This is a genomic window from Moraxella bovis (genome assembly GCF_002014975.1).
In the GTDB taxonomy this organism is placed as follows: domain Bacteria; phylum Pseudomonadota; class Gammaproteobacteria; order Pseudomonadales; family Moraxellaceae; genus Moraxella; species Moraxella bovis.
The window spans coordinates 1-537 of the sequence record NZ_MUXV01000106.1; the positions used below are offsets into that span (position 1 = coordinate 1).

The 537-nt window shown below is 48.4% G+C and carries 1 protein-coding gene; it reads right to left on the reverse strand.

Going from position 1 to position 537, the window contains the following annotated elements; translation table 11 throughout:
* A partial coding sequence (locus B0182_RS13740; RefSeq protein ID WP_078275444.1) for a YqiA/YcfP family alpha/beta fold hydrolase occupies nt 1-470 on the reverse strand: 470 nt, incomplete at its 3' end.
* Nucleotides 471-537 lie beyond the last annotated feature (67 nt).

Here is a 537-nt window from a genome sequence, read left to right on the forward strand (position 1 = left end):
TGAGCGTCTAATAGCTCATCACCCATTTTGAGTAGGACTTTGATTTTTTGGGGATTTTTGGCGGTCAAATGGTGCTTTTCAAACCACGCCAAATCACCATAGCAAATCTGCCAGCCCCCTGTTGTGGTGTAGATGACGGTGTCGTCCGTGAGCGTTTGTCCGTCAAAATTATCTGTTAAAAATCTCTGAAAGCTGACATCAGGGCGTATGCTCGGGTTTAGCAGTACCGCAGGCGTGCCTGTCATGTCGGATAAGAGTGTGGCAAAATATCCACCCAACGATGAGCCAACAAGCACGGCATTGGGGTTTTCTTTGATTAAACTCAATAGCTTAGCTACCACGTCATCAGGCGGACAGTTCAAATCAGGGCGTAGGGTGTCTATGCCAAGCCCTTTGGCGTGGTTGGCGGTGATGACGGCTTTATTAGCATTGGGGTCGGAGTCGAGTCCGTGCAGGTAGATGATGGTCATGGTTGTTGTGGGTTGTCAAATGGGTGTTATAAGAGTATCGCAAAATGGTGCGATGGGCGATTATCTG